The sequence below is a fragment of the Streptococcus sp. ZY171113 genome (assembly GCF_057748235.1).
On record NZ_CM173243.1, the window covers coordinates 247782 to 271464 of the forward strand.

18 protein-coding genes are annotated in these 23683 nt (G+C 50.0%); 16 read left to right on the top strand and 2 right to left on the bottom strand.

Annotation, left to right across the window (positions count from 1 at the left end):
• The first annotated feature begins 5 nt into the window (after nt 1-5).
• The 14 genes from upp to AC3ARB_RS01275 all read left to right on the top strand — a co-directional run bounded on the left by upp (nt 6) and on the right by AC3ARB_RS01275 (nt 19940).
• Complete coding sequence (gene upp / locus AC3ARB_RS01210) at nt 6-635, top strand: uracil phosphoribosyltransferase (RefSeq protein WP_488320771.1); 630 nt, start codon at nt 6-8, stop codon at nt 633-635.
• A gap of 5 nt (nt 636-640) precedes the next feature.
• Nucleotides 641-1114 (top strand): SMI1/KNR4 family protein, encoded by a 474-nt coding sequence (locus tag AC3ARB_RS01215; protein WP_488320772.1) that lies wholly within the window; start codon nt 641-643, stop codon nt 1112-1114.
• Nucleotides 1115-1349: 235 nt separating this feature from the next.
• Nucleotides 1350-4046: a phosphoenolpyruvate carboxylase gene (ppc, locus tag AC3ARB_RS01220; RefSeq protein ID WP_488320773.1), complete on the top strand. Its 2697-nt coding sequence runs from the start codon at nt 1350-1352 to the stop codon at nt 4044-4046.
• Between the two features lie 121 nt (nt 4047-4167).
• The gene (locus AC3ARB_RS01225; RefSeq protein WP_488320774.1) at nt 4168-4425 is read left to right on the top strand and encodes a hypothetical protein; all 258 of its coding nucleotides are present in this window, start codon (nt 4168-4170) and stop codon (nt 4423-4425) included.
• Between the two features lie 355 nt (nt 4426-4780).
• Entirely contained in the window at nt 4781-4978 is a 198-nt protein-coding gene (locus AC3ARB_RS01230; protein ID WP_488320775.1) for a helix-turn-helix domain-containing protein, read from the top strand.
• Nucleotides 4979-5245: 267 nt separating this feature from the next.
• Nucleotides 5246-6244 carry an LTA glycolipid anchor biosynthesis glycosyltransferase, IagA/BgsA family gene (locus AC3ARB_RS01235; RefSeq protein WP_488320776.1) on the top strand — a complete coding sequence of 333 codons (999 nt, stop codon included), beginning with the start codon at nt 5246-5248 and terminating at the stop codon, nt 6242-6244.
• A gap of 17 nt (nt 6245-6261) precedes the next feature.
• The gene (locus AC3ARB_RS01240) at nt 6262-7596 is read left to right on the top strand and encodes a glycosyltransferase family 4 protein (RefSeq protein ID WP_488320777.1); all 1335 of its coding nucleotides are present in this window, start codon (nt 6262-6264) and stop codon (nt 7594-7596) included.
• Between the two features lie 26 nt (nt 7597-7622).
• Nucleotides 7623-8009, top strand: coding sequence for a hypothetical protein (locus AC3ARB_RS01245; protein ID WP_488320778.1), 387 nt, complete (start codon nt 7623-7625; stop codon nt 8007-8009).
• Between the two features lie 699 nt (nt 8010-8708).
• Nucleotides 8709-10649 (top strand): threonine--tRNA ligase, encoded by a 1941-nt coding sequence (thrS, locus tag AC3ARB_RS01250; RefSeq protein WP_488320779.1) that lies wholly within the window; start codon nt 8709-8711, stop codon nt 10647-10649.
• Between the two features lie 54 nt (nt 10650-10703).
• On the top strand, nt 10704-11141 hold the full coding sequence (locus AC3ARB_RS01255) for a hypothetical protein (RefSeq protein ID WP_488320780.1): 438 nt from the start codon (nt 10704-10706) through the stop codon (nt 11139-11141).
• A gap of 42 nt (nt 11142-11183) precedes the next feature.
• Entirely contained in the window at nt 11184-11681 is a 498-nt protein-coding gene (locus AC3ARB_RS01260) for an FUSC family protein (protein WP_488320781.1), read from the top strand.
• An 87-nt stretch (nt 11682-11768) separates the two neighbouring features.
• Nucleotides 11769-12140: a MerR family transcriptional regulator gene (locus tag AC3ARB_RS01265; protein ID WP_488320782.1), complete on the top strand. Its 372-nt coding sequence runs from the start codon at nt 11769-11771 to the stop codon at nt 12138-12140.
• A 14-nt stretch (nt 12141-12154) separates the two neighbouring features.
• A complete protein-coding gene (glnA, locus tag AC3ARB_RS01270; protein WP_488320783.1) occupies nt 12155-13498 on the top strand; it encodes a type I glutamate--ammonia ligase in 1344 nt (447 codons plus the stop codon).
• A 118-nt stretch (nt 13499-13616) separates the two neighbouring features.
• Nucleotides 13617-19940, top strand: a complete 6324-nt coding sequence (locus tag AC3ARB_RS01275; protein ID WP_488320784.1) for a ZmpA/ZmpB/ZmpC family metallo-endopeptidase — start codon at nt 13617-13619, stop codon at nt 19938-19940.
• An 83-nt stretch (nt 19941-20023) separates the two neighbouring features.
• Here AC3ARB_RS01275 and AC3ARB_RS01280 read toward each other — a convergent pair whose 3' ends face one another.
• Both AC3ARB_RS01280 and AC3ARB_RS01285 read right to left on the bottom strand, forming a co-directional pair.
• Nucleotides 20024-20809, bottom strand: a complete 786-nt coding sequence (locus AC3ARB_RS01280) for a DUF2785 domain-containing protein (RefSeq protein WP_488320785.1) — start codon at nt 20807-20809, stop codon at nt 20024-20026.
• 12 nt (nt 20810-20821) lie between these two features.
• Nucleotides 20822-22180, bottom strand: a complete 1359-nt coding sequence (locus AC3ARB_RS01285) for an MATE family efflux transporter (protein ID WP_488320786.1) — start codon at nt 22178-22180, stop codon at nt 20822-20824.
• A gap of 88 nt (nt 22181-22268) precedes the next feature.
• Between AC3ARB_RS01285 and AC3ARB_RS01290 the strand changes: the two genes are divergently transcribed.
• The gene (locus tag AC3ARB_RS01290) at nt 22269-22664 is read left to right on the top strand and encodes a single-stranded DNA-binding protein (RefSeq protein WP_488320787.1); all 396 of its coding nucleotides are present in this window, start codon (nt 22269-22271) and stop codon (nt 22662-22664) included.
• A gap of 501 nt (nt 22665-23165) precedes the next feature.
• Nucleotides 23166-23456 carry a co-chaperone GroES gene (gene groES, locus AC3ARB_RS01295; protein ID WP_488320788.1) on the top strand — a complete coding sequence of 97 codons (291 nt, stop codon included), beginning with the start codon at nt 23166-23168 and terminating at the stop codon, nt 23454-23456.
• Nucleotides 23457-23683: the final 227 nt, after the last annotated feature.

The following is a 23683-nucleotide window of genomic DNA, read 5'->3' on the forward strand; positions in this document are numbered from 1 at the left end:
TTCTTATGGAAAAATGTCATGTTATTTCGCATCCACTCATTCAGCATAAGCTGTCTATCCTGCGTCGGACAACGACCTCGACCAAGGATTTCCGTGAGCTGGTCAACGAAATTGCCATGCTCATGGGTTACGAAGTGTTGCGTGATTTGCCGCTGGAGGATGTGGAAATCGAGACACCGATTACCAAGACCGTTCAGAAGCAGCTGGCTGGTAAGAAATTGGCCATCGTGCCAATCCTGCGTGCTGGTATCGGCATGGTGGATGGGCTTTTGAGCCTGGTACCAGCGGCCAAGGTTGGTCATATCGGCATGTACCGAGATGAGGAAACCCTGACCCCTGTTGAGTACCTGGTTAAGTTGCCAGACGACATTGACCAACGCCAGATTTTTGTGGTGGACCCAATGTTGGCGACTGGTGGTTCAGCTATCCTGGCCGTTGATTCCCTCAAAAAACGTGGGGCAACCAACATCAAGTTTGTCTGCCTGGTAGCTGCTCCAGAAGGGGTTGACGCTCTGGCAGCAGCCCACCCAGATGTGCCAATCTTTGCAGCGGCCCTTGATGAAAAACTCAACGAGAACGGTTATATCGTCCCAGGTTTGGGCGATGCTGGCGACCGTCTCTTTGGGACAAAATAGATAAAATGTTGGAAGTGAAACAGGAAACAATTGTCAATCCTCTCCCAGATGAAAGGCTTTTATCCCAAAGAGAGAAGTCCTGGAGGATTATATTACCAGAGGATTACCGGCAATTTTTAAGACGGTATAACGGTTGTATCCCACAAGAACAAGTCTTTTCTTGCGGTGGCTGGGACTATGTTGTGGAACGCTTTCTTTGTTTAGTAGCTGATTATGAACAGGAAGTAGCTATCTACGATATTGAAGTGGTTGAGAGCCAGCTTGGCGAACGTTTGACGTCGAATCCGGATCAATTGGGAATTGATTTTTTGCCTATTGCTGCCTTGTTTTCAGGTGATCTCTTATGTTTAGATTACCGGCAGTCAAAAGAACAGCCTAAGGTTGTCATTTGGTACCATGAAACCTCTGGCGAGTTTGAACCAGACACGAAACCCGTTGCGAGTAGTTTCACAGATTTCTTAACATTGTTGAGGAATTAGTTGTGACAACACTTGTATGAATCGTTTTTATTGGTTTAATAAGCGGTTAACTGCTAATGGCCGATTTGGCACGAACGACCTGAACCAACCTATGCCAGCATGGGTTGGTTTTTATCTGGCAAAATCTTTGTGACACCTTAGCAAGCTGGTCCTGCTTTTTCCCTCAAAATATGGTAGAATAGACAAGACAGGGTTTTCGCTCTGCCATGTCCCAAAAAAGAAAGTGACGCTAGTTATGATTATCAAGAAACTTGAAAGCAACAACCATAAAGACACCATCCAGGAGGAGGTGGCCATCTTGCAGGGCCTCCTGGAGGAGACCACCAAGGGCATGATTGGGGAGGAAGGGTTCGGCCTGATTGAGCGGCTGACCGACCTGTCCAAGAGCCAGAACTATCAGGAGCTGGAGGCTGTGATTGCAGATTTGGACAGCCAGCAGATGGAGGTGGTGTCTCGCTATTTCTCTATCCTGCCTCTTTTGATTAACATTTCTGAGGATGTGGATTTGGCCTACGAGGTTAACTACCAGAACAACACGGGCCAGGACTATCTGGGCAAGCTGTCCCTGATTTTGGACACGGTGGCGGACCACCCAGACGCCAAGGCCATCTTGGAGCAGGTCAACGTGGTGCCAGTTCTGACGGCCCACCCGACCCAGGTGCAACGCCGAACCATGCTGGGCCTCAATCACCAGATTCACCTGCTTTTGCGTAAGTACCGTGACGTCAAGGCGGGCCTGGTCAACCGTGACAAGTGGCTGGCTGACCTCCGCCGCCACATCGAGCTCCTCATGCAGTCGGACATCATTCGGGAGAAGAAGCTCAAGGTCAAGAACGAAATCAGCAACGTGACTGAGTACTACAACCGCTCCCTCATCAAGGCCATCACCAACTTGGTCAGCACCTACAAGCGACTGGCCGCTGAGCGGGGGCTTCCTCTTGAAAACCCCAAGCCCATCACCATGGGCATGTGGATCGGTGGCGACCGAGACGGCAACCCCTTTGTGACCGCCGACACCCTTCGCCTTTCTGCCCACACCCAGGCTGAGCTGATCCTGACCTACTACCTCCAAAAAATCGCCAGCCTCTACGGGATTTTCTCCCTATCGACCAACTACGTTGGGGCGTCTAGCGCCCTGCGGGCCATGGCCGAGCTGTCCACCGAGTCTTCGGAGTTTAGGGAAAAAGAGCTCTATCGCCGAGCCCTGACCTACATCGAGAAAAAATTGACCAACACCCTGGCCTACCTCTTGGAGGATGAGGAGCAGCTGCCACGTTACAAGACGGCAGCTGACTTCCGAGCTGACCTAGCGGTTATCGAGGAGTCCTTGCTGGCCCATCAGGGTCAGACCCTCTTGGGTGGGGATTTTGAAGAGCTGGTTCAGGCTGTGGACATCTTTGGCTTCTACCTGGCCAGCATCGACCTCCGTCAAGATTCCTCTATCAACGAGGCCTGCGTGGCTGAGTTGCTCAAATCAGCTGGGATTGAAGCGGATTATTCTAGCCTGTCAGAGGCTGACAAGTGCCGAGTGCTCCTCCACCAGTTAGAAGCAGACCCTCGTCTTCTGTCAGCCACCAACCAGCCCAAGTCAGACCTCTTGACCAGCGAATTGGCCATTTTCCAGGCTGCCCGTGAACTCAAGGACAAGATGGGCGAGGAGATTATCAAGCAACACATCATTTCCCACTCAGAGAGCGTGTCCGACCTCTTGGAACTGGCCGTCCTCCTCAAGGAAGTTGGTCTGGTGGATAAGGATTTTGCCCGCATCCAAATCGTGCCCCTCTTTGAAACCATCGAGGATTTGGATAATGCCCCAGGTATCATGCAGGACTACCTGAGCTTGGACTTGGCCAAGACCTGGATTGCTGGCAACAAGGGTTACCAGGAAATCATGCTGGGCTACTCGGATTCCAACAAGGACGGGGGCTACCTGTCCTCTGGCTGGACCCTTTACAAGGCCCAGAACGAATTGACCAAGTTGGGCGAGGTTCACGGGGTCAAAATCACCTTCTTCCACGGCCGTGGGGGAACGGTTGGCCGTGGTGGTGGCCCATCTTACGACGCCATCACTTCCCAACCATTTGGGTCAATTAAAGACAGGATTCGGGTGACCGAGCAGGGCGAGGTCATTGGTAACAAGTACGGCAACAAGGACGCCGCCTACTACAATCTGGAAATGCTCCTGTCAGCGACCCTGGACCGCATGGTAACCCAGATGATTACCGATGCCAACGAAATTGACGGCTACCGAGCCAGCATGGACGAGATTGTGGCCGACAGCTACCAGATTTACCGTGACCTGGTCTTTGGCAACCCGCATTTCTACGATTACTTCTTTGCGGCCAGCCCTATCCGTGAGGTGTCTAGCCTCAACATCGGTTCCCGACCAGCAGCCCGCAAGACCATCACGGAAATCTCAGGCCTCCGTGCCATTCCTTGGGTCTTCTCCTGGTCGCAAAACAGGGTCATGTTGCCAGGCTGGTACGGGGTTGGGTCCAGCTTCAAACGCTTTATTGATAAGGAAGAGGGCAACCTCAAGAAGCTCCAAGACATGTACCAGAAATGGCCCTTCTTCAATTCCCTCCTGTCCAACGTGGATATGGTTCTGTCCAAGTCCAACATGAACATTGCCTTCCAGTACGCTCAGATGTGCGAGGACGAGGCGGTGCGTGATGTCTTTACCATCATCTTGGACGAGTGGCAGCTGACCAAGGACGTGATTTTGGCCATCGAGCAACACGATGACCTCTTGGAAGAATTGCCATCCTTGCGAGCCAGCTTGGACTACCGCCTGCCCTATTTCAACGTGCTCAACTACGTTCAAATCGAGCTGATCAAACGCCACCGCCGTGGCCAACTGGCCGACCGTGACCTCAAGCAAATCCACACCACTATCAACGGCATTGCGACTGGTTTGCGAAATTCGGGGTAAAAGAGTAAAATGACTTGCTCAATCGAGCAGGTCATTTTCTAGTGACCAATTCCACAATGGACAAGCCGCCTCCAATCACGTATAATTGAAGGAAAGCTACCAGTTATTAAAGGAGGTTAGGATGCCTATGTTTAATCGCATCAAAAAAGCCAGACAAGAGTATGAGGGTTATAAACTGACGTCTAGTGATGAGGGGGTTATCGAGTGGTACCTCAAGCGATTTGCCAAAGACATCACTCAGTTTGCCTTATCTCTGATACTTTTGGCTTGTTCTACTTGGCTGATTTATGATTTGTCTAGGATCATTGTTATGTTCAAGGTAGTCATCATTCTCTACATTGCTTTTCTGGTTTTAGATGTTTTAACAAGAAAAAAGTAGCCTTGTCTCGTTTTTCAGTACTAACTCTCCTTGAAACTAGAATATGGTGTTCAAAAACTCTTAGAAGTATTTTCAGTATCGTACTTCTAAGAGTTTTTGCTTTTGATAAAAGAAAAAGATTGGGGAAAAGAACACAAATGTCCTGTTCCCCAATCTGAATGGTAGCCGTTTAGCTACCTTTTACTTATTTTTATGGCCGTAGCCAGAAAAATAAATCTCTAAAAATTCCCCACATGTTGTTGGCTCCTTTCTGTTTTTATATTTTTTATTGAGAATTATTTCTCAACACCTCTTTTTTACTGTATCCAATGACGAATAACTAGTATGGAGATAGTCACAATGATTGGAGCAGTACATGATAGAATTTGCATCCTTGTGGGTAACCATGGCCGAGAAAAACCTTTCCCAGTACCGACTATTGAAAGCTGGTATTGACAATAAGACCTTGGATGGTCTCAAGAAGAACAAGAATATCACCCTCCTAACCCTGGAGAAGTTGTGCCGGATACTGGATTGTACACCGAATGATATTGTGACCTTTGTGGCTGATTAGTTTCCGCTCTGCTATTTCCAAAAAACTAACAAAACTGTAAGAACCTGTATTCGCAATCGAAGTAGTTGGTTGACTAGGCTAGTTTTGGCACAATCGAGAAACATTTTTGCAGAAATACTGCGCGTATTGCAAAAGAATGTGACAAAGAGTGAGCCAAAACTAGCCAGTCAGGTGACTGCTGAGATGTGAATACAGGTTCTAGGTTGACCTTGCAGTTTTTGGCGTTTTCTGGTGAAAAAATGGGGCAAATGGGGTATAATAGGGGGTATGAAAGTTTTATTGTACTTGGAGGCGGAGCATTACCTGAGGAAATCGGGTATTGGGCGGGCCATTAAGCATCAGAAGCAGGCCTTGGGCCTGGCTGGGGTGGCCTACACGACCGACCCCAAGGCGGATTATGACCTGGTTCATGTCAATACCTATGGTTACAAGAGTTGGCGGGTGATGAAGGCGGCCAAGAAGGCTGGGAAAAAGGTCATCATGCACGGCCACTCGACGGAAGAAGATTTCAGGGATTCCTTTATCGGCTCCAACCTGGTCAGCCCCCTTTTCAAGTGGTACCTCTGCCAGTTTTACAAGTTGGCGGATGCCATCATCACCCCGACGGCCTATTCCAAGTCATTGCTTGAGGCTTATGGTTTGAAGCGACCTGTTTATGCGGTGTCCAACGGGATTGACCTTGATCGTTATGTGCCAGACCAGACCAAGGAAGAGGCCTTTCGCCAGTATTTTGGCTTGACGGCTGACCAGCCTGTGGTCATGTGTGCGGGTCTCTACTTCAAACGCAAGGGCATCGAGGATTTTATTAAGGTGGCTGAGAGCCTGCCTGAGGTTCGCTTTATCTGGTTTGGTGAGACCAACAAGTGGGTTATCCCTTGGTCGGTGCGACGGATTGTGGAGAAAAATCACCCCGCCAACGTGACCTTTGCGGGCTACATCAAGGGAGATGTTTTTGAAGGGGCCATGAGCGGAGCGGACGCCTTTTTCTTCCCAAGTAAGGAAGAGACGGAAGGGATTGTCGTTTTAGAAGCGCTAGCCAGTCGCCAGCACACGGTCTTGCGGGACATCCCTGTTTATCAGGGTTGGGTAGATGACCGCTCTGCCCATTTGGCCAAAGACGTGCCGGGCTTCGTCAAGGCCATCCAGGACATCTTGGCCAAGCAGACCGACAAGCGGGAAGCGGGCTATGCGGTGGCTCAGTCGCGGGCCATGGCCATCATCGGCCAGGAGCTCAAAGCGGTCTATGAAGAGGTTTTGGGCCAGTAAGTTAGAAAGGAGGCTCTATGCGTATCGGGCTATTTACAGACACCTATTTTCCACAGGTGTCGGGGGTGGCGACCAGTATCCGCACCCTCAAGGAGGAGCTGGAGCAGCTGGGGCATGAGGTTTACATCTTTACGACCACGGACAAGGGGGTCAACCGCTACGAGGACCCGACCATTATCCGCCTGCCCAGCGTGCCTTTTGTGTCCTTTACGGACCGGCGGGTGGTTTACCGAGGGCTCATGACCTCCTATCGGGTGGCCAAGAGTTACCAGTTGGATATCATTCACACTCAGACCGAGTTCGGCGTGGGGATTTTGGGCAAGATTGTGGGGCGGGCCCTGCGGATTCCAGTGGTCCACACCTACCACACCCAGTACGAGGACTATGTGGACTACATCGCCAAGGGCCGGCTTATTCGCCCAGGCATGGTCAAGCACATCGTCAAACGCTACCTCAACGACCTGGATGGCATCATCTGCCCCAGCCGGATTGTGACCAACCTCTTGGACAGTTACGGGGTCAAGCCCCTCAAGCGGACCATCCCGACAGGGATTTGCTTGGACAAGTTTGTTCGTGACGATATTTCCTCTGGTGACATAGCCGAGCTGCGAAGCCAGCTTGGGATTGAACCAAACGAGACCATGTTGTTGAGTTTGTCTCGGATTTCTTCTGAGAAAAATATCCAAGCGGTGCTCAAAAGCCTGCCTAGCGTTTTATCCGATAACCCAGCTGTCAAATTAGTGGTGGTTGGTGACGGCCCTTATCTGGGAGAACTCAAGTCCTTGGCTACCCAGCTGGGCATCAGCGACCAGGTCATCTTTACTGGCATGATTGCCCACGACCAGGTGGCCCTCTATTACAAGACCTGTGACTTTTTCATTTCGGCCTCTACCAGCGAAACCCAAGGCCTGACCTACACCGAGGCTTTGGCGTCGGGCAAACCCATTATCGCCCACGGCAACCCCTACCTGGATGACCTAATCACGGACAAGATGTTTGGTACCCTTTACTACCATGAGTGGGATTTGGCCGATGCCATTTTGGACGCCATTGCCAGCACTCCAAACATGACCGAGCGAAAACTGGCCGCCAAGCTGAAGGAGATTTCCGCCCAGCAGTTTGCCCAGTCGGTTTACGAGTTCTATGTGGAACGGATTGATGCTAGGGAGGCCAAGGCCTATGACCAGTTCGCCCTGGACTACGAAGAAGGCCCAGTTGAAACCTCATTGCACTTGGCCAAACAGACGGTGACCTTCCCTCTGGTTTTGGCCAAAAAAACCGTCACCACCTCGGTCAAGGTCCTCAAGGTCCCATTCCGATTAGTGGGTCAGGTTAAGGATTTCTTTGAGTAACCTTCTTCTTGTTTAAGGAGATTTCTATGAATCGAACATACAAGCCTTACCTACCTTATCTGATTTTTCCTGTCCTGACCTATTGGTCGTCAAGTATCTATGGTTTGGTCATGACAGCAGGTCTCTTGCCCTACGATGAGATGGCTCTAAAAGGCCTGATGGTGTCAAATCTAGTGGTATTTAGCCCAGTCTCTGTCGTCTTGGTCTCTCTGATTTACGGTTTAAGAAGAGGATTTTCCCTGAGCTTACCTGTTTTATTAGCCCTGCTTTACTTGCCTTATGTGGCCTTTATTTACCTGACAACTAATTCTGTTGGTATTGAGGTTTATGTCTTGATTTATGGCATTTTATCCCTGCTTGCCGTCAGTTTGGGAGCAGGCTTCCGCTGGCTCTGGAAAAAATACAGCCAATGACTTGAAATTTCCCCGTGATATGGTAGAATAGTAGGGAAGACACGTCGCATTTGTCAGGCTTTGTAGAGAGTGCTCGGTTGGTGAAAGGGTGCAAGACAGCAAGTGACGATACTCCTTCCTCGATTTTATGCCAACATAAAAGGGTGGTTCCCTTATCGCCAACATGAGGTTCATGGCTTTTTGTCATGGATAAATGAAGGTGGAACCGCGTCACGACGCCCTTTTACGAGGGCGTCTTTTGTTTGTTTCGTTTTGATTTTTGGATACTTTTCTGAGGTAGCACGGACGGGAGCGACCGCCGTTGGCGTTCCATCCCTAACTTCTGAGCCCTCCTCGCCTTTCTATTTTCAGGCTCGGAGCTCCAACAGTCCACTGGACTGTTGTTCCCCAAGAAGTTCCGTTGCAGAATAAGCGATAAGTCGCTTATTCTGCTCTTGCTACAACGAAAAGTATCCAGAGAGCGCTCACTTCGTTCGCGGATTAGCAGAGCAATCAAATTGTTCAGCCCAGCGAAGCGAGCTTAAAACGCAGTTGTCGCCGTGGTGAAAACTTCCTCATCGCTTCAAGTGATGAGGAAGTGGGGGATTTTGGAGACCTTAAGCTCCAAAATTAGGCATGGAACTCCGAAGGAGGTCGCTGCCGTCCCCCACCACTTAAGACAACTGCAAAGAAAAAGAAATTACATTAAAGGAGAAACCCATGATTAAAATCACTTTCCCAGATGGTGCGGTGCGTGAATACGCTAAAGGCAGCACCACTTACGACATTGCCCATTCCATCAGCCCTGGTTTGGCCAAAAAGGCCTTGGCTGGTAAGCACAATGGGGTCCTTCTGGACACGGTTCGTCCCATCGAAGAAGATGGTAACTTGGAAATCGTGACCCAGGACCATGAGGATGCTCTGGACCTGCTCCGTCACTCAGCAGCCCACTTGTTTGCCCAGGCGGCCAAACGGCTCTTCCCTGGCCTGCGTTTGGGTATCGGCCCTGCCATCGAAAATGGTTTCTACTACGATACGGACAATGCGGACGGTGGTCAAATCACCAACGAAGACCTGGCCGCCATTGAACAAGAAATGGCCAAAATCGTCAAGGAAAACTACCCATGTATCCGTGAGGAAATTTCCAAGGAAGAAGCTCTGGAGCTGTTCGCGGACGACCCTTACAAGCTGGAGCTGATCAATGAGCACGCTGACAGCGGTCTGACTGTTTACCGTCAGGGCGAGTTTGTTGACCTCTGCCGTGGCCCGCACGTGCCATCAACGGGCCGGGTCCAGGTCTTCCAGTTGCTCAATGTGGCGGGTGCCTACTGGCGGGGTAACTCGGACAATGCCATGATGCAGCGGGTTTATGGTACCGCTTGGTTCGACAAGAAGGACCTCAAGGCCTACATCCAGATGCGTGAGGAGGCCAAGGAGCGTGACCACCGTAAACTTGGTAAGGAACTGGACCTCTTCATGATTTCCCAAGAAGTTGGTCAGGGTCTGCCGTTTTGGTTGCCAAATGGTGCCACTATCCGTCGTGAATTGGAACGCTACATTGTCGATAAAGAATTGGCGTCTGGTTACCAGCATGTTTACACGCCACCGCTTGCTAGCGTGGACCTCTACAAGACCTCTGGCCACTGGGAGCACTACCATGAGGACATGTTCCCTGTTATGGATATGGGCGACGGTGAGGAGTTTGTCCTGCGTCCAATGAACTGCCCGCACCACATTCAAGTCTTCAAGCACCATGTGCATTCCTACCGTGAGTTGCCAATCCGTATCGCTGAAATCGGCATGATGCACCGCTACGAGAAATCGGGTGCCCTGTCAGGTCTTCAGCGGGTGCGGGAAATGTCCCTCAACGACGGTCACCTCTTTGTGACCCCTGAGCAGATTCAGGAAGAATTCCAAAAGGCTCTCCAGCTTATCATTGACGTTTACGGAGACTTCAACCTGACCGACTACCGCTTCCGTCTGTCCCTTCGTGACCCAGAAGACAAGGAAAAATACTTCGACGACGACGCCATGTGGAACAACGCCCAAGGCATGCTGAAAGCTGCCCTTGATGAAATGGGCGTGGACTACTTTGAAGCTGAAGGCGAAGCTGCCTTCTACGGTCCGAAATTGGATATCCAGGTTAAAACAGCCCTTGGCAACGAAGAAACCCTGTCAACGATCCAGCTGGACTTCCTTCTGCCAGAACGCTTTGACCTCAAGTACATCGGGGCTGATGGTGAGATGCACCGTCCAGTCATGATTCACCGTGGGGTGATTTCAACCATGGAACGCTTTACGGCCATCCTGATTGAGACCTACAAGGGTGCCTTCCCAACCTGGTTGGCGCCAACTCAGGTGACCGTGATTCCGATTTCCAACGAGGCTCACCTCGATTACGCTTGGGAAGTGGCTAAGCAACTCAAAGACCGCGGTGTCCGTGTCGTGGTGGACGAGCGTAATGAAAAAATGCAGTACAAGATTCGTCAGAGCCAGACCAGCAAGATTCCTTACCAGCTGATTGTTGGGGACAAGGAGCAGGCTGACAAGGCTGTCAACGTCCGCCGTTATGGTAGCAAGGAAACGCAAACCCTTGCGGTGACTGACTTTGTGGAAGCTATCTTGGCTGATATTGCCAGAAAATCAAGACCTCAAGACTAATTGAGACACAGAAAAAAGCCCGATTGCTCGGGCTTTTGGTGGTATAATAGAGACATGTTATCAGTTGAATTTCGAAAAGTTGGAAGGACAGAGTGCCCACCAGGTCCAGATTGGTTTGAGGTGGAGCATTTTGATACGCCCTTATATTTTGCTTTTACCAATACACAATTATCTGCGTATTTATCTCTGAATTTGGGGGAATTTGACTATAATAGCCCTTGGTTGGGGAAGTTTAGGATGGGTTACACGAACCTTAACATTTGCCAGCGTGTGCCTCTTTATCAGGCTAGGAACTTTTTTCTCTTTGGGAAAAAGGTTGACGGTAGTCTCTACATAGCAAAATATTATTCCCATTTTCTAAAAAATCTGATGACTTTTGGTGATGAACATGTCTTGTTGGACCAAACACTTTATGAGCTCAAGAAAATCTACCAGTTTGAAGAACTAATCCCTGTTGGTTATAAATTAATTAACAGTTATTACTGGCATTAAATCAAGCCCGATCGCTCGGGCTTTTTGTGGTATAATGGGGTTATGAACTTTCATTTTGATCCTAGTCAATTAAAAATTGGTATGCGAACAGCCAAGACTGGCTTGGCTGTTTTTCTCGTTCTGTTGCTTTTTGAAATTTTGGGCTGGGAAGGTAGCCAGATTGCGGCCTTGACAGCGGTTTTCAGCCTGAGGGAAGACCTAGATAAGAGCTGGTCCTTTGGTGTGTCACGGATTTTGGGCAATAGCATTGGAGGGGGGATGGCTCTGATGTTTTACTTGTTACAGTCGGTGTTTGGTGACCGAGTGCTGGTGACCTTGCTGGGTGTTCCTTTTTTTACCATGGCGACGATTGTGCTCAATGTAGCCTTCAATAACAAGGCTGGAATCGTTGGAGCGACTGCTGCTTTATTGATTATCACCCTGTCTGTGCCGACTGGGAATGCCTTTTCTTATGTGATTATCCGAGTGTTACAGACCTTTCTTGGTGTTTTTGTTGCGATTTTGGTTAATAGTGACCTGAAAACATGGAGAAAATCTTAAAAAAATCATCTATGTTAGATTTTGTAACATATTTTTATTGACAAGTTAAGGGAAACCACCTATAATAAGGGTATGAAAGGAGGCGTTATGAGAGAGAAGGAACTTCGTCGGTCTTTGGCTGTTTTTCCTATCGGGAGTGTTATGCAGTTGACGGATTTGACCGCTCGGCAGATTCGTTATTACGAGGAACAGGGTCTGGTTAAGCCCAAGCGGACAGATGGTAACCGCAGGCTTTATTCCCTCAACGACATGGACAGGCTCTTGGAGATTAAGGATTTTATCTCTGAGGGGCTCAACATGGCTGCCATCAAGCGGGAATATGAGCAGCGCCAGCTGATTTCCCAAAAAGAGGAAAAAGTCTTGACTGATGCGGATGTCCGTCGGATTCTTCATGATGAACTCCGCACCCAGAGTGGGTTTACCCCGTCGCTGTCACCTTTTGGTGGCCTTGGATTTTAATAAAGGAGCTTGCAATGCCAATCACAAAAGAGGATATCCTCCGCCAAGTCGAAGAGAAAAACGTGACCTTCCTCCGCCTCATGTTCACCGACATTTTGGGAACCATGAAGAACGTGGAAATTCCGGCCACGCCTGAGCAGTTGGAAAAGGTCTTGTCCAACAAGGCCATGTTTGATGGATCGTCCATCGAGGGCTTTGTCCGTATCAATGAATCGGACATGTACCTCTACCCTGATTTGGACACCTGGATTGTCTTCCCGTGGGGGGATGAAAATGGTGCTGTCGCTGGTTTGATTTGTGATGTTTACACGGCGGAGGGCGAGCCTTTTGCTGGTGACCCGCGTGGTAACCTCAAACGGGCCCTCAAACACATGACTGCCTTGGGTTACAGCGATTTTAACTTGGGTCCAGAACCAGAGTTTTTCCTCTTCAAGTTGGATGACAAGGGCAATCCGACCCTGGAAGTCAATGACAAAGGGGGCTACTTTGACCTGGCTCCAACTGATCTGGCTGACAACACCCGTCGGGAGATTGTTAACGTTCTGACCCAAATGGGCTTTGAAGTAGAAGCCAGCCACCACGAGTGTGCGGTTGGTCAGCACGAGATTGATTTCAAATACGCGGATGTTTTGAAAGCTTGTGACAACATCCAGCTCTTTAAGCTGGTTGTTAAGACCATCGCCCGCAAGCACGGCATGTATGCGACCTTCATGGCCAAGCCCAAGTTTGGCATTGCAGGTTCAGGCATGCACTGCAACATGTCGCTTTTCAAAGACGGTAAAAATGCCTTCTTTGATGAGAAAGACCCACGTGGCATGCAGCTATCAGAAGATGCTTATTACTTCCTGGGTGGTCTCATGGCCCACGCTTACAGCTACACCGCCATCACCAACCCAACGGTCAACTCTTACAAACGTCTAGTTCCTGGTTTTGAGGCCCCAGTTTACATCGCCTGGGCTGGCCGCAACCGTTCACCTCTGATTCGGGTTCCTGCCAGCCGTGGTATGGGCACTCGTTTGGAACTCCGTTCGGTTGACCCGACGGCTAACCCTTACCTGACCATGGCTGTCCTTCTGGAAGCTGGCCTGGATGGCATTGCCAACAAGATTGACGCTCCAGCCCCTGTTGAGGCCAACATTTATAGCATGTCTGCTGAAGACAGAAAGGCTGCTGGTATCATCGACCTGCCATCAACCCTCCACAATGCCCTCAAAGCCCTCAAGAAATCTGAAGTGGTTCGGGCGGCCCTTGGTGAGCACATTTTCGAGAACTTCTATGCGGCTAAGCGGATTGAGTGGTCTAGCTATGCCAGCTACGTTTCCCAGTGGGAAATCGACACTTATTTAGATTTGTATTGATGTCTTCCCCGACCCTCATGGTGTCGGGGTTTTTTAGGTGATATTTTTAGAGATGAAACCTGCATTTTTAGAGGTTTTATGGTAAAATGAGACGTATTAACTAAAAATGGAGGAACGCATGAAAAACAAGGAAAATTGGCGTCGCATTAGTCGCTTTTCCATTCGTAAATTGTCTATCGGTGTGGTGTCGGCCACTATCGGTATCAGTCTCTTAGGTGCTGGTTTGGCCAGTCAGCCAGCCCTTGCTCATGAGATGGGTGACCAGGATTGTCAGTTGGTGCAACACGGCACTGTTCACCTTGACTACCAGTATGTCAACGAGAAGGACTTGACTGCTGAACAGCGGGCCTTGCTCAAGTCTAGCGATCAATTTGCCAAGGAAGTTGCTGACAAGAACGCCACCTACATTCTGGTTTACCAGCCAAAACGTGGCCTTCTGACCCTGCCAAACACAGGTGATTTACCTAGTGGCCTCACAAGTCTCCTGGGAGCTTCTGCCCTGGCGGGTGTGATTTTGGTGGTTAGCCGCCGCAAGAAAGAAACGGCCATGACCGTGCTCTTGGTGACCTCAGCTGCAGGTCTGGCCCTGTCAAGCACCCAGGCTTCTGCCCTGCAAGATGGCCTGACCAGTTTCTTGACTCAGACCTACACCGTTGCAACTGGCCACCAACTGCCACAACCTGAGTGGGTTATCGGGGACTTGGAATTTGCCAGCTACCTGGTGATTCCACAAGAAGACTGTGTGCCTCTTGCACCAGTAGTTGAAACACCAGCTCCTGTTACGCAACCAGAAGCCCCTGTTGCCGAAGAGGTTGCCCAGCCTGAACAGCCTGTTATCGAACCAGTTGTTGTGTCTCAGCCTGAGCAGTCGGTTCAACCTGAGCAACCAACTCAACCACAAGTGGTGGAAGTGGTCACGCCTGTCCCACCAGTTACTGAAGTCGTTGAGGTGGTGACACCAACCCAACCTGTGGTCGAGACGGTTGAAGTCGTGAAGCCGGCTGAACCAGTAGTCGAAGTCATCGAAGTTGTCAAACCAGCTGAACCAGTGATTGAGAACGGCGAAGTGGTTACCCCAACTGAACCGGTGATTGAAGTCATCGAGGTTGTGAAACCAGCTGAACCTGTAGTGGAAACCGTAGAGGTTGTGAAACCAGCTGAGCCGGTAGTGGAAACCGTAGAGGTTGTGAAACCAGCTGAACCTGTAGTGGAAACCGTGGAGGTTGTGAAGCCAGCTGAACCAGTAACTGAAACCGTTGAAGTGGTAACACCTACTGAGCCTGTTACTGAAGAGGTGGTGGTCACACCTCCTGTCGTTGAGGAGGTCACCCCACCAGTTGTTGAGGAAACCCCTGAACCTGAAGTTCCTGTCACTCAAAATGGTCCTTTGGACGGCCTTCTCACGACGGAAGATGAAAAACCTGAATTCCCACTGGATCAGGTTAAGACCGAGCCTGTTGACTTTAAAACAGTTTCCACTCCAGACGACAACCTTTGGGATGATGAAACTGTGGTTGATGTCCCTGGACAAGCTGGCAGCGTCAGCTACATTGTCCTAGATGATGTCCGCCAAGTTCTGGCTGAAACAGCCCCTGTAACCCAAGAACAACGGGTAGGGACCAAGCCAGTTGAAGGGACTATTGTTGAAACAATCGAAGAAACTTTAGATTATACAACACGTTATGAGGACACCGAAGACCTCTACGAAGAGGAGACAGAGACCGTCACTGTTGGTGTAAATGGTAAAAAACGGGTAACAGCAACTTACCGAACCCTCAAAGGGGTTAAGCAAGATAACCCAACCATTAAAGAAGAAGTCATCTTGGCAGCCATTGAGGCAGTGATTCGTCGTGGTATTCGACCAATCGAGGACACAATCGAGGTTAAAACGACCAAGGTCTTGAATCTGGATGACATTACCTACATCGATAGTCCTGACCTCTATCTTGGCAAAGAAGAGACCGTCAGTGAAGCAATTCCTGGGGAAGCTACAGTTACGACTACCTATAAGACCATCCGTGGTGAGCAAACTGACGAAGTTGTTGGGACACCAGTTGAAGAAGTGACTAAGGCCCCTAAAGCCAAGGTTGTTAAACGGGGCACCAGGGTTGAGGCTAACCAACAAACCCCTCTTGCTATCAAACAAACGGTTGCAGTCGGTCAAACCCCAGAAGCTAGTGCCAGCATTGACCCCGCTAGTCTGGAAAAAGTAACCAGCATCGTCTGGAAAGAGCTTCCTGATACCAGTAAGAAAGCTGAGAACTTGCCAGCTGTCGTTCTTGTGACCTACGAGGATAAGTCGGTTGACGAAGTGCCTGTGGTGCTGGATGTCATTTTGGAAAAAACCAAGCCAGTCTTGACCTTGGTCACCCTGACTGAGCATGATGACGATAAGAAAATCACCCTCAACTACGATTTGGAAGACCCAACCAACGCCTACGTTTCTGCTAAGATTGAGATTTACGATGGCGAGCGTTTGGTGAAATCGCAGAGCGTTGACAGTTTTGATGACTTCGATGTCACTGATTTGGACTGGTTTGTGCCTTATACACTCAAAACCACTCTGGTTTATGACCTGGGCAATGGCCAGCAGACCGAATCCCTCAAGGAAGAGCCGTTTGAGCTGTCCTACAAGAAGGTCGAAATCAAGCACGTTGACCGCGTAGAACTTTACGAAAAACAAGCTGATGGCAGCTACCGCTTGACCGAAGAGTTGGCCAGCAACATCACCGACTTCTCACGTTACTACGCCAAGGTCATCGATGACAAACAGAAAGACATCTACCTGTCTCTGACAGCCTCTGAAGAAACCACAGCTGATGGTCAGCCTGTCTTCAAACTGACCGCAACTGCTCCTCAACTGATTGAGTACACTGGTCAAGGCCGTGATAACAAGGACAACTACCAGTTCTTCGTGCCGAAGACCCAGGTTTACACCGATGGTAAGATTCGCAGCTTTGACGATTTGGTCAAGGCCATGCGGGCCAACCCAGCAGGTGTCTATGAATTGGGCGATGATTTGGATGCCACCAAGTTTGCTCTAGCTGGTGACGCTGCAAGCTACATTCCAGAAAACTTCTCAGGTCGTTTGATTGGTAACAACCATCACATCAAGGGCCTGAAAGCACCGCTCTTTAGCAACTTGACAGGTGCCTTCGACGTCAAAGATTTGGCTTTAACTGAGGTCAACATCAACATGCCAAACGCCACCAACATTGGTGCCTTGGCCAAGGAAACCAACGGTATCGCTGGACAAAGCAAGGTGACCAACGTGGCCGTTCAAGGGTCGATTGTCGCTAACCGTTTTGCGGGTGGTTTGTCCTTCCTGGGACGTAACACGGCCTTTGAAAATGTTTCCTTTGATGGTAACTTGACCACAACTAACGGTTGGCAAGTTAACATCAGTGGCGGTCTGGTTGGCTACCTGCGTAATGCCAGCAGCATCGACAAGGGGCGTGTTAATGCCAATATCACCGTTGACGCTAACCAGAACCCAGGTTCCTTCCATATCGGGATGATTGCCGGTTCTGTGGGTGAAAATGGTGGCGGCTTCACGACCCCAATCACTAATGTGGTTGCTAGCGGCAGCTTGACCAACAAGTCTGCAACAGAAGCCCGCATCGGTGGCCTGGTTGGTTCCTTGACGACCACTTCTCGCTTGAGTAATGCTGTTAGTGACGCTGTTGTGACTAATGGTCAACCACTTGTTGGTGCTAAGTTGACACCTGGTACCCAAGACCCTGCTACTAATGTGATTAAGCTAGATGAAGCAGCTCCTAGCTCTGCTATTGCCGATAAGGCCGCAGAAATGGGTATCACGGTTGCTGTGGATAACTTTATCCGCCCAGACATCAACAAGTACGATGTGGATTACAGTAAGGTTGCTGGCTACCAGCCAGACCACCTGCTCCGCTACCAAAACCTTGAGAAGCTCCTGCCATTCTACAACAAAGAATTTATCGTGCGTCAAGCCAAACTCATGCCAGACGGCAAGTTGACGACCAGCCCGATTGCCTCTGTTGTGCCACTGGCTGGCAATGAGATTATCGCTGACTACGCTGGTCGCAAGGCTGACATCAACAAGCTTTTGGTTCGCTACGCTGACGGTAGCGTAGACTACCTTGATTTGTCTTACAAGGAAGACTTCCGTGACACGGCTATCGCTGAGTACAGCGTGGCTGGCACAGACCTCCTCTACACGCCAAACCAGCTGACAACCAGTTACAAGGATACGGTTAGCAAGGTTCTGCCTGCTTTGTCTAGTCTGACCTACTATGATGAGAGCCTGCTCAAGGCCATGAACAAGGATACGGCTGGTTCATCGGTCAAAGAACTGATGGACAAGCTCTACCTCAAGGATTCCTTCAACCATGTCATGGCCAACCTGGAGAACTTCCTCGCGGAAGCCCTGGCCACATCTAACGTTTTGACAACCAAGGACCACGATCTGGCCCAGTACATCCTGGACAACAAGGAAGCCCTGGTCTTGGGTATGGCCTATGTCAACAAGTGGTACAACTTCAACTTTGAAAACCTCAGTGCCAAGGACCTGCTTCTGTCTTACCAAGACTTCTATGGCAATAAGGCGGATAGTTTGGAATGGTTGATTGGACTGGGTCGTCAAGGCTACGATGCCCTCAACCCTGTTAATAATGTGACGACTTACGCTTCACAATTTGCACCATACACAGGATCAAAAGACCTGGTAAGCTACCTGTCTGACAACCGTAAGAGCCTGACCTCTTATGCGACAGACAACGACTGGTTCAAGGCGACCAGCAAGGCTTATATTGCCGAAGGTCCGTCTAAGGTATTGCCAAACCAAGACGTCACAGCCTTTAGCCTTCTGAGCACACCAAGCCAGCAAAATGGTATCCTGCCACTCTTGACCACTCGTGGCGAAACCTTTATGATCACCAACATGGGCGGCATCACCTACGGTATGTACGACCGTTACTACAACTTCGATAAGGTTCGTGCTGCTGCGACGCAGGAAGAAAAAGAAGCTGTCATTAAAGATATGGTCGACCAGGCAGCCATCTGGCAGCGTGACCACTTCGACTTCTGGTACCGCAATGCTCCAGAAAATGTTCGTGACCGCTTGATTAAACCGATGGTGACTTGGGATGGTTACCAGATTCCAAACGGTGGCCCATGGTTGCCAATGTTTGGCGATGATACCCGCCCTGCTATCCTGGACTTCTTTGGCCCAATCGGTAGCCGAGCCCACTTTGTCAACAACGGTGCGGGTGCGGTTGCCAACGGTTCAACCATCTACTTCATGTTTAATCAGGTCTTGAACCAGTATGGGTCATCAGTCTTTACCCATGAAGCGGTTCACAATAATGATGGCAGTATCTACCTGGGTGGTTTTGGTCGCCGCTTTGGTCAGCGGGCTGAGCTCTTTGCGACCGGGCTCCTCCAGGTGCCGACGGAACACAAGTCTACTGATTTTGGTATCAATACCATGTATGATTATGCGGCATTGGGTTACACAGATGCGGATAATCGTTATCAAGCCCTGTCTCCTGAACGATTCCAAACATCTGCTGACCTGGAAGAATTCTACAAGCGTACCTTTGATGTTCTCTACACCTTGGATTACGCTGAGGCTGAGGTTGTCTTGAAGAACATGACCCCTGAACAGCAGAGTGCCTACTTCAACAAGATTGAGAACTACCACGTCAACGACGTCGGTACAGGTGCCCAGACTCATGCGGGTAACGTTGTTCGTCGCTTCACTGCTGACGAATGGGCTAAGCTCAACATCAAGACGGTCAATGACTTGATTGATAACGATACCTTAACCCACCGTGAGTATGCGATTGGGGTCAACAACACCGAGAGCCGCTACGGCCGTAACGGTTACTACATGGCTCAGATGTTCTCACCAATCTACTCTGCTCTGTCTAACGACACGGGTGCTCCTGGTGACCTCATGTTCCGTCGCATTGCCTTTGAGCTTTTGGCTGAAAAAGGCTACGAGAATGGCTTCATCCCTTACACCTCTGACAAGCTGGCCAATATTGCCAAAGAACGTGGTTCAACAGGTACAGAAACCTGGGGAGGTACTCGAACTGTCGGTAATGTCACTGACAAGGTTGTTCTTGATGTGGTCTTCGGTGGTAAGTACGCCACCTGGGCAGACTTCAAGAAAGACATGTTCCGTCAACGGATTGAGAAAGTCGGTAGCTTGAAACCAGTAACCATCACTTACAAGGGTCAAGACATCACCTTGTCGTCTTACGCTGATATCGAGAACCTCTTGAAAGAAGCTTTAGAAGAAGACCTACGTCGTTTCGGTGTCGGTGCCAAGTCTCCTTCGGACGCTAACAACCGCAACTACGCTAACGATTCTCGTGTTAAAGAAGTGAAGGCCAAGATTTACAATGCCTACCTTCGTCAGACAGACGACTTCAGAAGCTCTATCTACAAGCCTTAATACTCTTTGGTTTGAGCCTATCGTTAAAAAAATCGCCTCCGTAAGGGGGCGATTTTTGCGTTAGATAAAGAGATGGGGGTGGTTCAGCAGGCCTTGTTTGAGAGAGGGAGAAAGCCCCCATCCCTATCCAGTTGTAGGTAGAGTTGACTGAGGAGGGCCTGGCAGTTGAGCTGTCTGGCATAGGCCAGGTGGTCGTCACCATCCACAGTCAGTTGAGGTAGCCAGGTGACCAACTGGTCCTGGTCCAATCGTCCCAGAGAGAGGTTGGCTAAGAGGACAGCTGCCAATCGCCCAGGTTCGCCTGCGGTCAAGACTTGTGGAATCGTCTGGATTAAGCTGGCGATGAGGTCCAAGACCTGATGGAGTTTTTCTTTTGGGAAATGGGGGTGACAGGAGGCAACTTGTAAGTAGTCCGCCCCGTGGGCGAGGGCATGGACCCAGCCGGCAGGTTCTTGGTAGCCCCTAAAATCAGTTTCCTTGGGCAGATAAGTCAGGATGAGGTCAAAGAGGTCAAGCCGCTGGTCAGGTGTTAGACAATCGTGCAAGGCATGGCCATCAAGGCCATCAACGTAGAGCAATAGGGCATGGAGGAGGCTGGTAAAGGAACGGGTCAAGCTGCTTGCTCTGCTATTGTCCAAAGACGGAGCTAAAGCGAGGGTCTGCAGACCACGAGTCTGGGTCTCGGTAAAGAGCCAGTGGGCTTGTTTGGTGCTAATCAGGCCATCAATGAGGGCGTGGGCTAGGCTGGCGTAAACCAGCTGGTCCCGAATCTGGGGGTCAGGGTCGCCGATGTGGGTCAACAGCCAGTCTAGCTCCTGATTGGTGTAGGGGGTGTTTTGGGTCAGTTTGGTTTGCAGGTGTGGTATCACGTGGCGCTCCTTTTAGTTGCCGTAAGTAACTTGGGTCCAATCCTTGAGTTTATAGACGATGGCCCCGTAGAGGACGGTGAAGGCGTTGGACAGCAACATGGCAATCCAGACGCCAGTAGCCCCTAGATTGGTCCAGGCAGCCAAGATCCAGATGATTGGTAATCGCAGAACCCAGAGCCTACCGACTGACATGATCATGGAGTAGCGGGTCTGGCCGGTCCCTTGGAAAAAGCCGGTGTAGGCAGAGAAGAGGCCCATGAAAAAGATGATGAAGGCTGTGTAATAGAGGTATTCGACCGCCTCTTTCCAGAGCATGACATCGGAGCGGTCAGTGATAAAGAAGGCTAAAATCTGTTCTTGGAAGAAGAAGATGGTCAAGCAGCCAACGATGGAGGTGAACAGGATAAAGAGAACCGATTGGCGAAAGATTTTCTGTGCCCGTTCAAAGAGACCTGCTCCCAAGTTCTGACCGATGATGGCGGTCAAGGCACCACCAATCCCCATCTGAGGCTGGGTTAGGAGGTCAGAAATCCGATTGACCATGGAATAGGCGGACAGGGTAGCGGTGCCGTAAGCAGCGATGGTACTGTTCAAAATGGTGAAGCCCAAGGCTGCCCCGCCCATGCCCAGGGCAGACGGGGTGCCAACCCGAAAGAGGGTCTTGATAGTGGGCCAGTTGACCTGTAACTTGGCCAGGGGTACCTTAATCAGGGATTCCTTTTTCACCGCCCAAGCTCCCATGAAGAGGAGAACCACCTTGGCGACCACAGTTGCCCAGGCAGCACCAGCGATTCCCCAGTCCAGACCAGGTAGACCAACCAGAGGAATGGTCTTGAAAATCAAGAAGGGGTCAAGAACCAGATTGACCACCGATGAAACGGTGTTAATTAGGGTGATGGACTTGGTCTTTCCCTGGGCGTTGAGGATGGACTGGTAACCAAAGAAGGCCATGTCAAAGAAAAGGCCAATGAAATTGATTTTCAGGTAGGTGACTGATTTGTCATAAAAATCTCCGCTGGCCCCCATCCAGCGGATGAAGAGGGGGGACATGACATAGCCTAGCACTGAAAAAACAAGGCCAAGCCCAAAGAGCAAGGCTAGGGTGTTTTTGGCATAGTTGGTGGCCCGTGCCTTGCGATTGGCTCCGATAGCTTGAGCCATGAGACCCGTGGCAGCAACCCCAAGCCCCAGTCCTAGCGAAATGAACAAAAAGTTGAGCGGCCAGATAAAGGAGGTGGCAGCGAAGTCCAGGGACGATAGCTGAGCAACATAGAGGCCGTCCGTCAGGTTATAGAGGGTTTTAATCAGGTTATTGAGCATGAGGGGCGTAGCCACCGAGAGGATGACTCGGTTGATATTGCCCTCCAACATAAAATTTTTTTGAGAATTTTTCATCATAAATTAACTATACCATATTTTTTTCAAACCTTCTACGAATAACTAGATAGGAGGAACTAATATGTACAACAAAATCATGTTAATCGGCCGTTTGACGGCCCTGCCAGAAATGGTCAAGACGCCCAATGACAAATCGGTGACCCGAGTGACCCTTGCGGTCAACCGTCGCTTCAAATCCCAAAACGGAGAACGGGAGGCTGATTTTATCCAAGTTGTCTTTTGGGGACGAATTGCTGAAAGCCTAGCCAGCTATGGCGGCAAGGGAAGTCTTATCTCGGTGGATGGCGAATTGCGAACCCGCAAGTACGAGAAAAATGGCTCGACCCGCTATGTGACGGAAGTGTTGGGCCACTCTTTCCAACTTTTGGAAAGTCGCTCCCAGCGGTTGATGCGTGAAAACAATGTTGAACACGACGTTGCTGATGTGATTCTGGAAGAAGAGGAGCTACCGTTTTGAACTGACCTCCAAGCCACTGCTACACCAGTGCCGATTGGTTATCAGGCACTGCCTTGGTGGTTGCCTTGGTGAGGGAACTCGCAATTCGCTGCTCTTGCAGCCCATGATGAATTAAGAACCTGTATTCACATCTCAGCATTCACCTGACTGGCTAGTTTTGGCTCACTCTTTGTCACATTTTTTGGTCATACGGGCAGTATTTCTGCAAAAATGTTTCTCGATTGCACCAAAACTAGCCTAGTCAATCAAATACTTCGATTGTGAATACAGGTTCTAAGGTTTTGCTCGTATTGAACTGACCTTACCTTACTTTGATAAATTTTAGAAAAATAGATTGGGAAGCGACCTGGTTTCAGGTCGTTTTTCTGAGGTTTTTTCTTGACTATTTTTGACCAAGTGGTAGAATAGAAAGAGGAATTAGCACTCGCTTGTTTAGAGTGCTAAAACTAGCAGACCTGCTCTGCTATTGCTTACAAAATCAGAAAAATCGGAGGAAATCTCATGTTGAAACCTTTGGGGGACCGAGTGGTCCTGCGTTTGGAAAAAGCGGAAGAGCAAACGGTTGGCGGCCTGGTTCTGGCCGGTGCCAGCAAGGAAGAGACGGCCAAGGCGGTCGTGGTGGCGGTCGGCCAGGGCATTCGGACCCTGACGGGTGACTTGGTGGCCCCGAGTGTGGCCCTTGACCAGACCGTTTTGGTGGACAAGCATGCGGGCGTGGCCGTCAAACATGAGGGCCAGGACTTGGTCATTGTGCGTGAGGCGGATATCCTGGCGGTTGTAACAACACCATAAGCCTAAAGGCTTAGGTATTGTACGCCAGCCGCTAGTGCGGTCTGGCTAACAACCGCACTAGTCTCGAACGAAAAAAGTATCGTTTTTCGTTCTCGCCGTCGGCGTTAGTTGTAACAACACCATAAGCCTAAAGGCTTAGGTCTTGTACGCCAGCCGCTAGTGCGGTCTGGCTAACAACCGCACTAGTCTCGAACGAAAAAATCATCGTTTTTCGTTCTCGCCGTCGC

What these genes read in the sequence shown, in the direction of transcription:
- AC3ARB_RS01230 (WP_488320775.1), top strand. Translation starts at nt 4,781, where the DNA reads ATGATAGAATTTGCATCCTTGTGGGTAACCATGGCCGAGAAAAACCTT.
- AC3ARB_RS01225 (WP_488320774.1), top strand. Translation starts at nt 4,168, where the DNA reads ATGCCTATGTTTAATCGCATCAAAAAAGCCAGACAAGAGTATGAGGGT.
- AC3ARB_RS01275 (WP_488320784.1), top strand. Translation starts at nt 13,617, where the DNA reads ATGAAAAACAAGGAAAATTGGCGTCGCATTAGTCGCTTTTCCATTCGT.
- AC3ARB_RS01285 (WP_488320786.1), bottom strand. Translation starts at nt 22,180, where the DNA reads ATGTTGGAGGGCAATATCAACCGAGTCATCCTCTCGGTGGCTACGCCC.
- AC3ARB_RS01235 (WP_488320776.1), top strand. Translation starts at nt 5,246, where the DNA reads ATGAAAGTTTTATTGTACTTGGAGGCGGAGCATTACCTGAGGAAATCG.
- AC3ARB_RS01240 (WP_488320777.1), top strand. Translation starts at nt 6,262, where the DNA reads ATGCGTATCGGGCTATTTACAGACACCTATTTTCCACAGGTGTCGGGG.
- AC3ARB_RS01245 (WP_488320778.1), top strand. Translation starts at nt 7,623, where the DNA reads ATGAATCGAACATACAAGCCTTACCTACCTTATCTGATTTTTCCTGTC.
- groES (WP_488320788.1), top strand. Translation starts at nt 23,166, where the DNA reads ATGTTGAAACCTTTGGGGGACCGAGTGGTCCTGCGTTTGGAAAAAGCG.
- AC3ARB_RS01255 (WP_488320780.1), top strand. Translation starts at nt 10,704, where the DNA reads ATGTTATCAGTTGAATTTCGAAAAGTTGGAAGGACAGAGTGCCCACCA.
- thrS (WP_488320779.1), top strand. Translation starts at nt 8,709, where the DNA reads ATGATTAAAATCACTTTCCCAGATGGTGCGGTGCGTGAATACGCTAAA.
- ppc (WP_488320773.1), top strand. Translation starts at nt 1,350, where the DNA reads ATGATTATCAAGAAACTTGAAAGCAACAACCATAAAGACACCATCCAG.
- AC3ARB_RS01290 (WP_488320787.1), top strand. Translation starts at nt 22,269, where the DNA reads ATGTACAACAAAATCATGTTAATCGGCCGTTTGACGGCCCTGCCAGAA.
- AC3ARB_RS01260 (WP_488320781.1), top strand. Translation starts at nt 11,184, where the DNA reads ATGAACTTTCATTTTGATCCTAGTCAATTAAAAATTGGTATGCGAACA.
- upp (WP_488320771.1), top strand. Translation starts at nt 6, where the DNA reads ATGGAAAAATGTCATGTTATTTCGCATCCACTCATTCAGCATAAGCTG.
- AC3ARB_RS01215 (WP_488320772.1), top strand. Translation starts at nt 641, where the DNA reads ATGTTGGAAGTGAAACAGGAAACAATTGTCAATCCTCTCCCAGATGAA.
- glnA (WP_488320783.1), top strand. Translation starts at nt 12,155, where the DNA reads ATGCCAATCACAAAAGAGGATATCCTCCGCCAAGTCGAAGAGAAAAAC.
- AC3ARB_RS01265 (WP_488320782.1), top strand. Translation starts at nt 11,769, where the DNA reads ATGAGAGAGAAGGAACTTCGTCGGTCTTTGGCTGTTTTTCCTATCGGG.